Raw genomic sequence first — 13,505 nt, forward strand, 5'->3', positions numbered from 1 at the left:
AATGCCTCCCTACCGTCGGCGGCGTGCTCAACGACCCCCCGTCACAGCTTCGCACCGCTGTTCTCGCCGACTCGGACACCCGCTGGAAATGGGGCGCGCTCACCGCTCGCCGCATGGCCCCGGAGGCGGTGCTCGACGGGTACCTGCTGCACGGCAGGGCGACCCCCACGGCCCGCCAGCTCGCCGAGGTGGGCGTACCCGCGGACGCGATGAGGGAGGTCACGGCCGTCGAGTTCCTGGCCGCCGCCGACCCCGACCGCTACGACGTCGTGCTCCTCTCCTGCGTCGGCGGCACCGTGCAGGCGATGCTCCACGGCCTCGCCCGCGCCTGGCAGGGCGCCAGGCGCCGCCCGGCGGTCGTCACCGGCTACGTCGGCGTCGTGTACGAGAAGCTCTCCGACGGCCTCCTCCTGCGCAACGGCGCCGACATCGTGCTGGCCAACAGCCGGCAGGACGCCGAGCGCTTCCGCGCGGTGTACGAGGGCGTCGGCGCCTCGCCGAACAGCATCGTGGAGTGCGCGCTGCCCTTCCTCGACGGCGCGGCCTACGACCCGGCGGCGCCCGGCGGCGACCGCCCGTACACCGTCGTCTTCGCCGTCCAGCCCTCCGTGCCCGACACCCGCGAGGACCGGCTGTACCTGCTGCGCCGCGCCGTCCGGCACGCCGAGCGGCACCCGGAGCGGGAGGTGCTGGTCAAGCTGCGCAGCCGGCCGGGCGAGCACACGACGCACATCGAAGAGGCCCCGTACCAGAAGCTCGCCCGGAAGCTGCCCGGCGGCCTGCCCGCGAACTGCAGCCTGGTCTACGGGAACATGGGCGAGGTCCTGGACCGCACCGACCTGCTCGTCACCGTCTCCTCCACCGCCGCGCTGGAGTCCCTGCACCGCGGCATCCCGACCGCCGTCCTCACCGACCTGGGCGTACGCGAGCCGCTGGGCAACCACCACTTCCTCGGCTCCGGCTGCCTCGCCTCCTGGGACGAACTGGACGCCGGCCACCTCCCCAAGCCCGACCCCGTGTGGCTGTCCCGCCAGGGCGTCCCCGGCGCGGCCTCCGCCGAGCCGTACGACGCCGCCTTCGACCGCGCCAGGGCCCGGCTGACCACCCTGGTCGCCGACCCGCAGTTGCCGCCACTGGCGCCGTACTACACCCCCGAGACCGCCGGCGGCTACCTGCCGCGGATCCTCGCCCGGCACGGCCTGGCGCCCACCGGCGAGCCGCTGCCGCAGGCCGCGGCCGCCGCCGAGCCCGGCCCGCTGCGCCGGTGGGCGCGCACGCTGCTGCGCAAGGCGGCGCGCGCCGCGTACCGGGGCGGAGTGCAGCGCATCGCGCCCCTCATCCGCCGCATGGGGGCGCTGTGAGCGACGCACGCGCGGCCGCGACCCCGCAGGCCGACAGCGCACCCGCACGTGCGCCGCGCGGGCGGAGAAGCGAACCAGACGACGCCGCGACGTCCCGCGGCCGCCCGCATCAGCAAGGAGCCTCCATGTCCCAGCCCGAGTCCGCACCCCGCGTGCTCGCGGTCATTCCGGCCCGCGGGGGGTCCAAGGGCGTCCCCGGCAAGAACCTCGCCCGTGTCGGCGGCGTGCCCCTGGTGGCCCGCGCGGTACGGCAGTGCCTCGCGGCCCGGCTCGTGACCGACGTCGTGGTCTCCACCGACGACGACACCATCGCCTCCGTCGCCCGCGAGGCCGGCGCCGAGGTCGTCCGCCGCCCCGCGGAGATCGCCGGCGACACCGCCTCCAGCGAGGCGGCGGTGCTGCACGCGCTGGACAGCCACGAGGAGCGCTGCGGCGCGACGATGGCCGCGGTGCTCCTGGTGCAGTGCACGAGCCCGTTCCTCACCGGCGAGGACATCGACGGCGTCACGAGCGCGGTGCTCGACGAGGGCGCGGACAGCGCGCTGACGGTGGCCCCCTTCCACGGGTTCCTCTGGCGGGACGAAGCGGACGAGGCGGAGGCCGCTGCCGTTGCCGGGACCCCCGCGGCGGCGAAGACCCCGGCTGTCGCGGAGGCCACCGCGGTCGCCAAGGCGGCGGCGACGGGTGCCGCGACGGGTGCCGCCCCGACGAAGGTCGCCCCGGCCGTGGAGGCCGCTCCGGCTCAGGGGTACGGGGTCAACCACGACAAGTCGTACCGGCCCCGGCGCCAGGACCGGCCGCAGGACCTGCTGGAGACCGGTGCCGCGTACGCCATGCGCACGCCCGGGTTCCGCGAGCACCGCCACCGCTTCTTCGGCCGCACCGCCCCGGTGCGTACCGACGCCGCCCGCGTGCTGGAGGTCGACGAGCCCGACGACCTGACCCGCGCCCGCGCCCTGGCCCCCCTGCTCGACGTGCCGGGACCCGGCTCGCTGCCCACCCGCCGCGACGTCGACGCCGTCGTCCTCGACTTCGACGGCACCCAGACCGACGACCGCGTCTACATCGACGCCGAAGGCCGCGAACTCGTCGCCGTCCACCGCGGCGACGGCCTCGGCATCGCCGCGCTCCGCCGCGCCGAGCTGAAGCTGCTCATCCTGTCCTCGGAAAAGAACCCGGTCGTCGCCGCGCGGGCACGCAAACTTCACCTCCCCGTTCTGCACGGGGTCGACCGTAAGGACATCGCACTGAAGCAGTGGTGCGAGGACGAGGGCATCGCGCCCGAGCGCGTGCTCTACGTCGGCAACGACGTGAACGACCTGCCGTGCTTCGGCCTCGTCGGCTGGCCCGTCGCGGTCGCCGGCGCCCACGCGATCGTGCGGGACGCGGCGCGTGCGGTGACGTCCACCCCCGGAGGCGACGGAGCGATCCGCGAGATCGCCTCGTGGATCCTCGGTCCCTCCCTGTAGCCCGATCCCTCCCTGGCGAGGGTCTGGAGAGTAAGGAACAGATCTGCATGAGCTCCACCCAGCGTTTCCGCACCTTCGGCGACCGCGTCGTCGGCCCCGGCCGGCCGGTGTACATCACGGGTGAGATCGGCATCAACCACAACGGCGACCTCGACAACGCGCTCGCGCTCGTCGACGCCGCCGTCGAGGCGGGCTGCGACGCGGTGAAGTTCCAGAAGCGCACGCCCGAGATCTGCACCCCCCGCGACCAGTGGGACGTCGAGCGCGACACCCCCTGGGGCCGGATGACGTACATCGACTACCGGCACCGGGTCGAGTTCGGCGAGGAGGAGTACCGGGCGATCGACGCGCACTGCAAGGAGCGCGGCATCCACTGGTTCGCCTCCCCCTGGGACCCCGAGGCCGTCGCCTTCCTGGAGAAGTTCGACGTGCCGGCCCACAAGGTCGCCTCCGCCTCGCTCACCGACGACGAGCTGCTGCGCGCCATGCGCGCCACCGGCCGCACCGTGGTCCTCTCCACCGGCATGTCGACCCCGAAGCAGATCCGGCACGCGGTCGAGGTGCTGGGCAGTGACAACATCCTGCTCTGCCACGCCACCAGCACGTACCCGGCGAAGGCCGAGGAGCTGAACCTGCGCATGATCCACACGCTGCAGGCCGAGTTCCCGAACGTGCCGATCGGCTACTCCGGCCACGAGACGGGCCTGCAGACCTCGCTCGCCGCGGTCGCCCTGGGCGCCGTCTTCGTCGAGCGGCACATCACGCTGGACCGCGCGATGTGGGGCTCCGACCAGGCCGCCTCGGTCGAGCCGCAGGGCCTGGCGCGGCTCGTGCGCGACATCCGCGTGGTCGAGGAGTCGCTGGGCGACGGCGTGAAGAGGGTCTACGACAGCGAGCTGGCGCCGATGAAGAAGCTGCGCCGGGTCAAGGGAGTCGTCGCGGAGGCCGCCGAGTCGGCCGACGGGGCGGGAGTCGAGAAGGAGCCTGTCGGCGTATGACCGGAGACGGCGCCGGCGGCACGACCGTCGCCCTGGTGGAGAGCCCGGTCCAGTTGCTGAACGTGCTGGAGTGGGCGTACCAGGGCGGCACCGTCATACCGTTGACGGTGGTCGTGCTGCCCCCCACCGAGCCGCTTTCGCGCGGTCAGTTGCGCCGGATGGCGGAGCTGGCGATGGACGACGGGCTGGACGTCCGCTGGCAGGAGGCGCGCGGCGGTGCGGGCCCGCTGCGCACCATGACGAGCCTGGCCCGCCCGCTGCGGCGGGCGCGCCGGGTGGTGCTGGGCGACCCGTTCTCGCGGTACGTGCAGACGCTGCTGACCGTCGTCAAGGCGCGGGAGGTCGTCGTCGTGGACGACGGCACGGCGACGATGGAGTTCACGGCGCAACTGTCGCGGGGGGAGCGGTTCGTCCGCTGGCACCGCAGCGGGCGCAGCGGCGGGGCGCGGGGGATGCTCTTCGCGCCGGTCGCGAGCGCGGCGCGGCGGCGGCTGACGCCGGCGGGCAGCGGCGCCCCGGGCGCTTCGGGCACGCGGGTGGAGGTGTTCACCTCCATGCCGGTGGTGGACCCGCCCCCGGGGCTGAAGGTGACGGCGAACGAGTTCGCCTGGACCCGCTCCCGCTTCGGGCCGCCGAGCGTCGGTACGGCGACGGACCTCGTCGGTACGTCCCTGGTGGAGACCGGCGTCGTCGACCACGACCGGTATCTGGAGGCGGTGGCGTCGCTTTCCAAGGCGTACGGCGCCACGCGCTACTTCGCGCACCGCAGGGAGCGGGCCGACAAGCTGCACCGGCTCCACCTGCACACCGGTCTGGAGATCGTCCGCCCGGACCTGCCGCTGGAGATCGTCGCCCGCCGCGGCCCGATAGGCCGCACGATCGTCAGCTTCCCGTCGACGGTGGTGCACACGCTGCCGCTGGCGCTGGCCGGTACGGGCGTGAAGGTGGCGGTCTGCGAGGTCGACCCGAGCTGGCTGACGGAGACGGCGTCGCCGCGGGCGCAGGGCTTCCTGTCGTCGGTGGCGGGGGCGGCCCGGGAGCGGCGCGGGGTCGACGGGCTGCCGGTGGGCCCTGCGACGGCGACGGGGTGGTCGGGGGCGCCGGCGGCGTCGGTGTGAGGCGGCGTTCCACGCCGGCGTAGAGGTGCCTGATCTCCTTGGGACGGGGGAGCCGGCCACGGGGGAACGGGGAGCCGGATACGGGGGAACGGGGAGCCGGATACGGGGGAACGGGGAGCCGGATACGGGGTACACGGGGGAGCGTGCGGGCCGAGCGCCGGAGTGTACCCACCGCGCACGCCGGTCATGCACCCGCGGGGCTGAAATTTTGTTGATCCTTCTCGGTGGCCCCGGTGATCCCCGTACCCTGCAGAGTGTGAACCGACTGATGTCCCGTGACGCAGAGCCCGAGTCCGGTCCCGACGCGCTGCTGCCCGGGGTGCTCCCGGCGGCGCTGAACGCCGAACTCATCGCGTTCCGGCGGGACTTGCACATGCACCCGGAGCTGGGCAACCAGGAGTTCCGTACCACCGCCGCGATCAAGGAGCGGCTGGAGGCGGAGGGCCTCGCCCCGCGCGTACTCCCCGCGGGGACCGGGCTGATCTGCGACATCGGCGTCGAGGAGGGCGGGACGCCGCCCGGCCCGATGCTGGCGCTGCGCGCGGACATCGACGCGCTGCCGATCCCGGACACCAAGACGGTCCCGTACCGCTCGGCGGTCCCGGACCGCGCCCACGCCTGCGGCCACGACGTGCACACGGTGGTCGTCCTCGGCGCGGGCATCGTCCTCGCCGCGCTGGCCCGCGAGGGGATGCTGCCGCATCCCGTACGGCTGATCTTCCAGCCGGCGGAGGAAGTGCTGCCCGGCGGCGCGACCGACGCGATCGAGGCCGGGGTGCTCGACGGGGTGGGCCGGATCATCGGGGTGCACTGCGACCCGCGGGTGGACGTGGGCAGGATCGGCCTGCGCCAGGGGGCCATCACGTCCGCGTGCGACCGGCTGGAGATCTCGCTCGACGGCCCCGGCGGCCACACCGCGCGCCCGCACCTGACCACGGACCTGGTCACGGCGGCCGCCCGGGTCGCCACCGACGTCCCGGCCCTGCTCGGCCGCCGGGTGGACGCGCGCGCGGGCCTGGCGGTCACGTTCGGCCGCCTCCACGTGGGCCACGCCTGCAACGTGGTGCCGCAGCACGCGGAGCTGTCGGGCACGGTGCGGTGCCTGGACCTGGACACGTGGCGCCGCGCGCCGGACCTGGTGCACGCCGCGGTCGACGAGGTCGCGTCGATGCACCGGGCGAAGTCGGCGATCACGTACGTCCGCGGGGTCCCGCCGGTGGTCAACGAACCGGCCACGACGGCGCTGCTGGCCGACGCGATGACGTCGCGGCGGGGAGCGGAGTCGGTGGAGACGACGGAACAGAGCCTGGGCGGGGAGGACTTCTCCTGGTACCTGGAGCACGTCCCGGGCGCGCTGGCGCGGCTGGGCGTGCGGTCGGTGGGGGAGACGGGGCTGCCGCGGGACCTGCACCAGGGGGACTTCGACGTGGACGAGGGGGCGATCCGGGTGGGGGTGGAACTCTTCACGGCGGCGGCCCTGCTCGGCGCGGGGGCGGCGGAGTAGCGCCACCCGCGTCACGCTCGTCACGCTCGTCGCGCTCGTCGCGCTCGTCACGTGAGTGATCAGTTGGTTCCTCACCTCCGTGAAGTCGGGCGAACTCTCCGCCTGACCTGATGCGGTTCCGACGCCGCCCGCACCGTTCGCCAACGGCGACGGGGCGGCGGCGAAGGGATAAGCCGTGCCGTGAAGGCTCCCCCGGGCCACCCCACTCCTGATGATGCGGGCCTCCGTCCGGTGTCAAGGGCGTTCCCTCCGCTTCGCTGCGGGAACGTCGCTACGCGATGGGGCTTCGCCCCACCCTTGACACCGGACTCCGGCCCGTAACGACCGGCGGCTATGGGTGGCCCGGAGGGAGCGGGCGCCCTCGACCGCCGCTACGGAGGCGGAACCCCGCGGACGGGGTGCCGAGGTCACCGGCGCCGGATCTGTTCCGAGCGCCGACGTCTGCGGCCGACGTGAGGCGGCGGCCGGGGCCGGGCTGCCCTGTTCGCGGGTGCCAGCGGTGGACGGGGGCCGGGACGCAGGGATCTGAGCCGGCCCCGATCGCGGACGGCACGGCAGACGGGGGCCGGGCCGCCGGGGGTGAGTCTGCCCGGATCGCGGACGCCCTGGCCGTCCGGGCCGCTCGGAATGCGTGCCGCGGAGACGAACTCGCGGTAACCATCCTCCAAACCTGCCCAAAACGCCCACCGAGGCCGAGTTTCGTGCACCTGGACACGCCAATGACCGCCCTGGCCGCCCCGAATGAACGCAACCGGGAGGAACTCGCGACAGCCCACCTCTAAAACCGTCTCAAATCGCCCACCTGGCTAGACTTTTGCTCACTCGCGCGCACTCAAAGGGCGCGGACAGGTCGGCCCCGCCGCAGGCGACTTTCCATGCAGGAACTGACGCCAAACTCGCGGCAACCTCGACCGCAAATCGGGGCAACTCGCCCTCGCTGCCCGACTTTCGCCCATCGACGTGCACACGGCCGATACCGGGACCGGCCACCGCCGTTCGGGACGCCCGGACGGAGGAATTGGGCTGTAACTCGCGGTAACGCCCCCGAATCCGGGCCGAATCGGGCCCCGGAACCCGAGTTTCGCCCCGCGGCACGCGCCCCGCGCCCAGGTCGAGTCGGAACAACGCCCACTCCGGCGCCGCACCTGGCGCCCGCACGCGGCTCCTCCGCGACGCAGCAAGCCCCGCCTCCGCCCTCGGCCCACGCCGACCGTGGGCACCGGCGATCGGGGAAGCCCCCGCCCCAGAACCCGTCCAGACTCCGCCCCGGACCCCGGCCCCCGGCCCCCTGATCACCCGCCCGCCCGTACCAAGAACGCCCCCGCGGCCGCTGCCGCCACCGCCGCCGTTGCCGCCCGTTCCGGGAGTCGCGGGTCCGGGGCGGCCCGTAGCAGCACCACGTGGTGGTACACCGGCGCCGTCGCGGACATCAGCACCGCCCTGGCATCCGTGCGTCCCGGGGGGAGTTCCCCCCGATCCCCCGCCCGCGTCACCACGATCTCGCACTGCGCGTACCGCTCCTCCCACAACCGCGACTGCGCCCGCGCGGCCCGTTCGGAGTGGAACGACGCCGCCATCAGGGCGACGGCGAACGACGGCCGCTCGACCAGCGACTCCTGGATCTCCTCGTTCAGCTCCGTCAGGTCGCCGCGCAGCGAACCGGTGTCCGGTGGGTGCCAGTCCATCTCCCCGGCCGCCTCGATGACGTCGACCAGCAGGCCGCCCACATCGCGCCAGCGGCGGTAGACCGTCGCGCGGTGGACGCCCGCGCGCGTGGCGACGCCCTCCATCGTGAGTCCTTCGTGGCCGCTCTCTGCGAGTTCGGCCCGTACCGCCGCGAGGACCTCGGCGCGGATGCGGGCCGTGCGACCGCCGGGGCGGCGGTCCGGCGTCGTGGTCGTGGGGTCTGTCATCAGGAGTCCAGAATCCGGTTGATCGACGTGCCGGGGATGCGTGACCATCCTAAAGCTACAGTTGTCGCACTAGTGACCGGCTCCACCCCGAGAGGAACCCCACTCCCCATGCCGCTCCTCCCCGCCGACCCCACCGTCCTGCACCCCATGCCCGGGCATCCGCGCGTCGTGCTCCTCAAACCCCTGCTGACCTCGCCCCTGATCGAGGCCGGCGACTTCTCGTACTACGACGACCCCGACGATCCGACCGCGTTCGAGACGCGCAACGTGCTGTACCACTACGGGCCCGAGCGGCTGGTCATCGGCAAGTACTGCGCGCTGGGGACCGGCACCCGGTTCCTCATGAACGGCGCCAACCACCGCATGGACGGCCCGTCCACCTTCCCCTTCCCCACCATGGGCGGCTCCTGGGCCGAGCACTTCGACCTGATCACCGGCCTCCCGGGCCGGGGCGACACCGTCGTCGGCAACGACGTGTGGTTCGGCCACGGCGCCACGGTCATACCCGGCGTACGGATCGGCCACGGGGCGATCGTCGCCGCCGGTGCCGTCGTCACCGGCGACGTTCCCGACTACGGCATCGTCGGCGGCAACCCGGCCCGTCTCATCCGTACGCGCTACGAGGCGGCGGACGTCGCCCGGCTCCTCGCGGTCGCGTGGTGGGACTGGCCCGTGGAGCACGTCACCGAGCACGTACGGACGATCATGTCGGGAACGCTCGACGCCCTGGAAGCGGCAGCCCCGTAGTCCAGCCCCCCGCGGGTGTCAGAAGAAGTCCAGCAGTTGCGTCAGGGAGCTGACGGACGGCACGGCCGAGACGGTCCCGTCCCGGCGCAGCGCACGTCCCGCGTACCCGAGCCCGATCGCCGCGGCGACCAGCTCCGGGTCGTCGTCCACGAACAGGCACTCCCCGGGCACCAGGCCCAGCGCGGTGCTGGCGTGGTGGTACATGCGCGGGTCGGGCTTGGTGCAGCCCAGGACGGCCGAGATGGCGTACGCCTCGAAGAACCGGCCGATGCCGAGTCCGGCGTGCACCTCGGGCAGGTCGGGCCAGGCGTCCGACACCACCGCCATCCGTACGCCCCGCCGGCTCAGTTCGGCCAGGGTGTCCTCGACGTCCGGGTAGGTCTCCAGGAACGCCGACGGGTGCACGTCGCGGCGGAGGTCGGCGAGGAGTCGCGCGGTCGGGTCGACGCCGAGGTGGCGGAGCATCGCCCGGTGGTAGTCGTCGGGGTCGGGCGTCGAGGGCGAGGCGGCGAAGAAGCGGTCGCCCGCGGCGATGGCCGCGGCGAACTGCTGCTCCGTGAGCGAAGGGGCATGGGCGAGGACGGTCTGCTCGAAGTCGGCGCGGGGGTTCCACCGCCCGCCGATCGGCCGCATCAGGACACCGCCCGAGTCGAAGAGCACGGCACGGAGCGCCGGGGGAGAGGCCGGTCCGGACGTCACCCGCCCAGTCTGGCGGCCCCGCCCGAAGAAGACCACCACCCGGCATCAGCCCTCACGCCCCCGCGCCGGCTTCCGATCCCCGAAATAGTAGCCATGGCTATAGTTGCCATGTAATCTATCTATCATGAGCGAAGATCCACCCGGTCCCACGCCCGGTTTCCTGGTCTGGCGGCTCGCCAACAAGTGGCGCGTCGCCGTCGACCGCGCGCTGGCTCCGCTGGACCTCACCCACGCGAAGTACGCCCTCGTCGGCTCCCTCTACGGCATGCAGCACGCCGGCGAGCGGCCCAGTCAGCGGCAACTCGCCGACCACACCGGCATGGAGGCGCTGTACGTCTCCAAGCTGGCCCGCGCCCTCGAAGCCGACGGGGTGATCGAGCGCACCCGTGATCCCCGCGATCCCCGTGCCATGCGGCTCGCCCTCACCGAGTCCGGTCTCGCCGTGACGCGGGAGGCCGTCCTGGTGGTCCGGGAGCTGGTCCATCAGTTGCTGGAGCCGCTGGGCGGCCTCGGCGCCTCACGGACCCGCGCGTTCACCGACGAGCTGCTGGCCCTCCTCGACGTACCTCTCGCCCCGCTCCTGCCGAACGACCCGACGACCCAGGGGACATCACCATGACCACCACCGCACCCGCCGCCAATGCCCGTGCTCTCGCCCTGGCCCACTACGCCGCCCGCGGGGTCCTGGAGCACGTCCTCGCCCGCCACGGCGTCACTTTCCAGCAGCAGATCGCGCTGCGTGCCGCCGTCACCGCCGACGCCCCGCAGACCGCGGACGACCTCGTCGCCCAGGTCCGGGGCTCCCTCAAGGCCGACCCCGCCGACATCCGCGCCACGCTCGACGAACTGCTGGCCAGGGAACTGCTCGTCGCCGATGCCGCGCACCTCCGCCCCACCGACGCGGGGCGGGAGTTGCTCGCCGCCGTGGGCGCGGAGACCGCCCCCTTCTCCGCGCGCATCTGGGGCGGGATCGCCGCCGAGGACCTTGCCGCCGCCGGCCGGGTCCTCGCCCTCGTCAACGAGCGCGCCAACGCCGAGCTTGCGGCCCTCACCGACGCGCACCGCTGATCGCCGGCCCACCGCGGGCCCCTGCCCGGCCCCCGTCCGCCTCCTAGAACGCGTTCACCGGCTCGTACGTCCCCCACACCTCCCGCAGCGCCTCGCACACCTCTCCCACCGTCGCCCGCGCCGCCAGCGCCGTCTTCATCGGATACAGCACGTTCCCCGTCCCCCCGCCGCCGTCCGCAACTCCGCCAGCGCCGCCGCCACCGCGCCCCCGTCGCGGGCGGCTCGCAGCCGGGCCAGCCGCTCCACCTGCCGGGCCTCGATCGCCGGGTCGACGCGCAGCGGCTCGTACGGCTCCTCCTCCGCCAACTGATAGCGGTTGACGCCCACCACGACCCGTTCGCCCGCCTCCGTCTCCTGCGCGATCCGGTACGCGCTCCGCTCGATCTCGCCCTTCTGGAAGCCGTTCTCGATCGCGCTGACCGCGCCGCCCTGGTCCTCCACCCGCCGCATGAGGTCCACCGCCGCCGCCTCCAGGTCGTCGGTCATCGTCTCCACCACGTACGACCCGGCGAAGGGGTCGACCGTCGCGGTCACGTCCGTCTCGTACGCCAGCACCTGCTGGGTGCGCAGCGCGAGCCGCGCCGCCTTGTCGGTGGGGAGCGCGATGGCCTCGTCGAAGGAGTTGGTGTGCAGCGACTGCGTGCCGCCGAGGACCGCCGCCAGGGCCTGGATGGTCACGCGGGCGAGGTTCACCTCGGGCTGCTGGGCGGTGAGCTGGACGCCCGCGGTCTGGGTGTGGAAGCGCAGCATCTGCGACTTGGGGTTACGTGCGCCGAACTCCTCGCGCATCACCCGCGCCCAGATGCGGCGCGCGGCGCGGAACTTGGCGACCTCCTCCAGGATCGTGGTGCGGGAGACGAAGAAGAACGACAGCCGGGGCGCGAAGTCGTCCACGTCCATGCCGGCGGCGACGGCGGTGCGCACGTACTCGATGCCGTCGGCGAGCGTGAACGCGACCTCCTGCGCGGGCGAGGCGCCCGCCTCCGCCATGTGGTAGCCGGAGATCGAGATGGTGTTCCACTTCGGGATCTCGGCGCGGCAGTACCGGAAGATGTCGGCGGTCAGCCGCAGCGAGGGCTTCGGCGGGAAGATGTACGTGCCGCGCGCGATGTACTCCTTCAGCACGTCGTTCTGGATCGTGCCCGTGAGCTGCGCCGCGTCGACTCCCTGTTCCTCGGCGACGAGCTGGTAGAGGAGGAGGAGCAGCGCGGCCGGGGCGTTGATCGTCATCGACGTGGACACCCGGTCCAGCGGGATGCCGTCGAAGAGCACCCGCATGTCGTCCAGCGAGTCGATCGCGACGCCGACCTTCCCGACCTCGCCGTGCGCGAGGACCGCGTCGGAGTCGTGCCCCATCTGCGTCGGCAGGTCGAAGGCGACGGAGAGGCCCGTCGTCCCGTGGGCGATCAGGTCGCGGTAGCGGGCGTTGGACTCGGCGGCGGTGCCGAAGCCCGCGTACTGGCGCATCGTCCACGGCCGGCCGGTGTACATCGTGGGATAGACGCCGCGCGTGTACGGGTACGCCCCCGGCTCCCCGAGCCGGACGTCGGGGTGCCAGCCGGCCAGGGCCCCCGGCCCGTACACCGGCTCGATGGGCAGCCCGGACTCCGAGTGGCGCACCATGTGATCCCAGCCTTTCCCGGCCTTCCCTGCCCTGCACGGACCGTAGTCATGAGCGTACGCTCCGCCGGTGACAACGGGCCGGGACCTCGCGCCGCCTACCCACCGCGCCGCCTACCCGCCGTGCCGGTAGCCCCACAGCTCCGCCAGCTCCGCGAGCCGCCCGCTCAGCCCGGCGTCGTGGTCGCCCGTGCGCGCGGGCTGGATGCGGCCCGACTTGATGTTGCTGCTCCAGTCGCCCATGTGCGGCCGGAAGGTGCCGTGGTCGTGCGCGCCGTAGTCGAGCATTCCCGGGTCCCACTCGACGCCGAGGAAGTCGCAGATGCCGCGGGTGGTCGCGGCCGGCTCCGCGGTCAGCTCCTCGTAGCGCAGTACGTGCCCCGCCGCGCCCAGTTCCGTGCGGGCGGCCTCCAGCGCCTCGCCGTAGTCGAGGACCTCGGCGTGGATGGCGTCGAGGTCCGGCTCCTTGCGCCGGTTGACGAGGGAGGAGACGACGGCGCCGGGGTGGCGCAGCAGGACGAGGAAGCGGGCGTCGGGCCAGCAGTCGCCGAGCCGCTCGCGGATGAGCGCGTTGGCGGGGGTCTTGTCGACGATGATCCGCTTGCCGCTGCGCTCCAGCTCCACGTGCAGCACCCGGTCCCACAGCAGGTGTTCCAGCTCGCGGCGGTCCAGTTCCAGACCCTCCATCGCCCTGGCGCTGTACGGGCGGGTGAGGTCGACGCGCAGCGTGCGCAGGTGCATCTCGTGCGGGGCGCGGATCTCGGGGTGACTGTTGAGGAGTACGCGCAGCAGGGTGGAGCCGGAGCGTACGGACGACAGGACGAAGACCGGGGACCCGACGAGACGCGGGGCGCGCGGGGCCGTGTACCCCGGCGGGGCGGCGGTGCGCGCGGGTGTGTGGGCGGACCGGGGGGCGCGCCGGGGCGGGCCGAGCGCCTGTGCCATCAGCCTGCCGCGCCGCTTGAGCCCCTTGCCGACGGCGTTCATGCGCACACCCAACCCTCCTAG

Annotated in this window: 11 protein-coding genes and 1 pseudogene; 8 read left to right on the forward strand and 4 right to left on the reverse strand. The window is 73.4% G+C overall.

The features are described 5' to 3' along the window. The first annotated feature begins 23 nt into the window (after window positions 1-23). The 5 genes from DMB38_RS22890 to DMB38_RS22910 all read left to right on the forward strand — a co-directional run bounded on the left by DMB38_RS22890 (window position 24) and on the right by DMB38_RS22910 (window position 6,450). Entirely contained in the window at window positions 24-1,361 is a 1,338-nt protein-coding gene (locus tag DMB38_RS22890; protein ID WP_346429515.1) for a DUF6716 putative glycosyltransferase, read from the forward strand. A gap of 125 nt (window positions 1,362-1,486) precedes the next feature. Further along, window positions 1,487-2,830 carry an acylneuraminate cytidylyltransferase gene (locus DMB38_RS22895; RefSeq protein ID WP_125936743.1) on the forward strand — a complete coding sequence of 448 codons (1,344 nt, stop codon included), beginning with the start codon at window positions 1,487-1,489 and terminating at the stop codon, window positions 2,828-2,830. A gap of 47 nt (window positions 2,831-2,877) precedes the next feature. Next, the gene (locus DMB38_RS22900; RefSeq protein WP_125936744.1) at window positions 2,878-3,828 is read left to right on the forward strand and encodes an N-acetylneuraminate synthase family protein; all 951 of its coding nucleotides are present in this window, start codon (window positions 2,878-2,880) and stop codon (window positions 3,826-3,828) included. Beyond that, on the forward strand, window positions 3,825-4,946 hold the full coding sequence (locus DMB38_RS22905; RefSeq protein ID WP_125936745.1) for a hypothetical protein: 1,122 nt from the start codon (window positions 3,825-3,827) through the stop codon (window positions 4,944-4,946). Before DMB38_RS22900 ends, DMB38_RS22905 begins: the two co-directional genes overlap by 4 nt. Window positions 4,947-5,214: 268 nt before the next feature. After that, window positions 5,215-6,450, forward strand: a complete 1,236-nt coding sequence (locus tag DMB38_RS22910; protein WP_125936746.1) for an amidohydrolase — start codon at window positions 5,215-5,217, stop codon at window positions 6,448-6,450. 1,292 nt (window positions 6,451-7,742) lie between these two features. Here the strand turns inward: DMB38_RS22910 and DMB38_RS22915 are convergent. Next, window positions 7,743-8,363: a TetR/AcrR family transcriptional regulator gene (locus DMB38_RS22915; RefSeq protein WP_125936747.1), complete on the reverse strand. Its 621-nt coding sequence runs from the start codon at window positions 8,361-8,363 to the stop codon at window positions 7,743-7,745. A 108-nt stretch (window positions 8,364-8,471) separates the two neighbouring features. Here DMB38_RS22915 and DMB38_RS22920 point away from each other — a divergent pair, with 108 nt between their 5' ends. After that, window positions 8,472-9,110, forward strand: a complete 639-nt coding sequence (locus tag DMB38_RS22920; RefSeq protein WP_125936748.1) for a CatB-related O-acetyltransferase — start codon at window positions 8,472-8,474, stop codon at window positions 9,108-9,110. An 18-nt stretch (window positions 9,111-9,128) separates the two neighbouring features. Here DMB38_RS22920 and DMB38_RS22925 read toward each other — a convergent pair whose 3' ends face one another. Continuing rightward, window positions 9,129-9,809 (reverse strand): HAD-IA family hydrolase, encoded by a 681-nt coding sequence (locus DMB38_RS22925; protein WP_125936749.1) that lies wholly within the window; start codon window positions 9,807-9,809, stop codon window positions 9,129-9,131. Between the two features lie 124 nt (window positions 9,810-9,933). Here DMB38_RS22925 and DMB38_RS22930 point away from each other — a divergent pair, with 124 nt between their 5' ends. Together DMB38_RS22930 and DMB38_RS22935 are read left to right on the forward strand one after the other, a co-directional pair. Beyond that, a complete protein-coding gene (locus tag DMB38_RS22930) occupies window positions 9,934-10,428 on the forward strand; it encodes a MarR family transcriptional regulator (protein WP_125936750.1) in 495 nt (164 codons plus the stop codon). After that, complete coding sequence (locus tag DMB38_RS22935; protein WP_125936751.1) at window positions 10,425-10,877, forward strand: MarR family transcriptional regulator; 453 nt, start codon at window positions 10,425-10,427, stop codon at window positions 10,875-10,877. Before DMB38_RS22930 ends, DMB38_RS22935 begins: the two co-directional genes overlap by 4 nt. Window positions 10,878-10,920: 43 nt before the next feature. On the opposite strand, the pseudogene DMB38_RS22940 reads toward DMB38_RS22935, so the two are convergent. Together DMB38_RS22940 and DMB38_RS22945 are read right to left on the reverse strand one after the other, a co-directional pair. Then, window positions 10,921-12,500 (reverse strand): annotated as a pseudogene (locus DMB38_RS22940) (methylmalonyl-CoA mutase family protein). Between the two features lie 111 nt (window positions 12,501-12,611). Beyond that, complete coding sequence (locus DMB38_RS22945; RefSeq protein WP_125939205.1) at window positions 12,612-13,484, reverse strand: sulfotransferase; 873 nt, start codon at window positions 13,482-13,484, stop codon at window positions 12,612-12,614. Window positions 13,485-13,505 lie beyond the last annotated feature (21 nt).

The sequence above is a fragment of the Streptomyces sp. WAC 06738 genome, from assembly GCF_003945505.1.
Classification (GTDB): domain Bacteria; phylum Actinomycetota; class Actinomycetes; order Streptomycetales; family Streptomycetaceae; genus Streptomyces.

Bases quoted from the DNA above. Each gene is read 5' to 3' on its own strand.
- DMB38_RS22895 (WP_125936743.1), top strand. From the start codon at position 1,487: ATGTCCCAGCCCGAGTCCGCACCCCGCGTGCTCGCGGTCATTCCGGCC.
- DMB38_RS22900 (WP_125936744.1), top strand. From the start codon at position 2,878: ATGAGCTCCACCCAGCGTTTCCGCACCTTCGGCGACCGCGTCGTCGGC.
- DMB38_RS22905 (WP_125936745.1), top strand. From the start codon at position 3,825: ATGACCGGAGACGGCGCCGGCGGCACGACCGTCGCCCTGGTGGAGAGC.
- DMB38_RS22910 (WP_125936746.1), top strand. From the start codon at position 5,215: ATGTCCCGTGACGCAGAGCCCGAGTCCGGTCCCGACGCGCTGCTGCCC.
- DMB38_RS22915 (WP_125936747.1), bottom strand. From the start codon at position 8,363: ATGACAGACCCCACGACCACGACGCCGGACCGCCGCCCCGGCGGTCGC.
- DMB38_RS22920 (WP_125936748.1), top strand. From the start codon at position 8,472: ATGCCGCTCCTCCCCGCCGACCCCACCGTCCTGCACCCCATGCCCGGG.
- DMB38_RS22930 (WP_125936750.1), top strand. From the start codon at position 9,934: ATGAGCGAAGATCCACCCGGTCCCACGCCCGGTTTCCTGGTCTGGCGG.
- DMB38_RS22935 (WP_125936751.1), top strand. From the start codon at position 10,425: ATGACCACCACCGCACCCGCCGCCAATGCCCGTGCTCTCGCCCTGGCC.
- DMB38_RS22945 (WP_125939205.1), bottom strand. From the start codon at position 13,484: ATGAACGCCGTCGGCAAGGGGCTCAAGCGGCGCGGCAGGCTGATGGCA.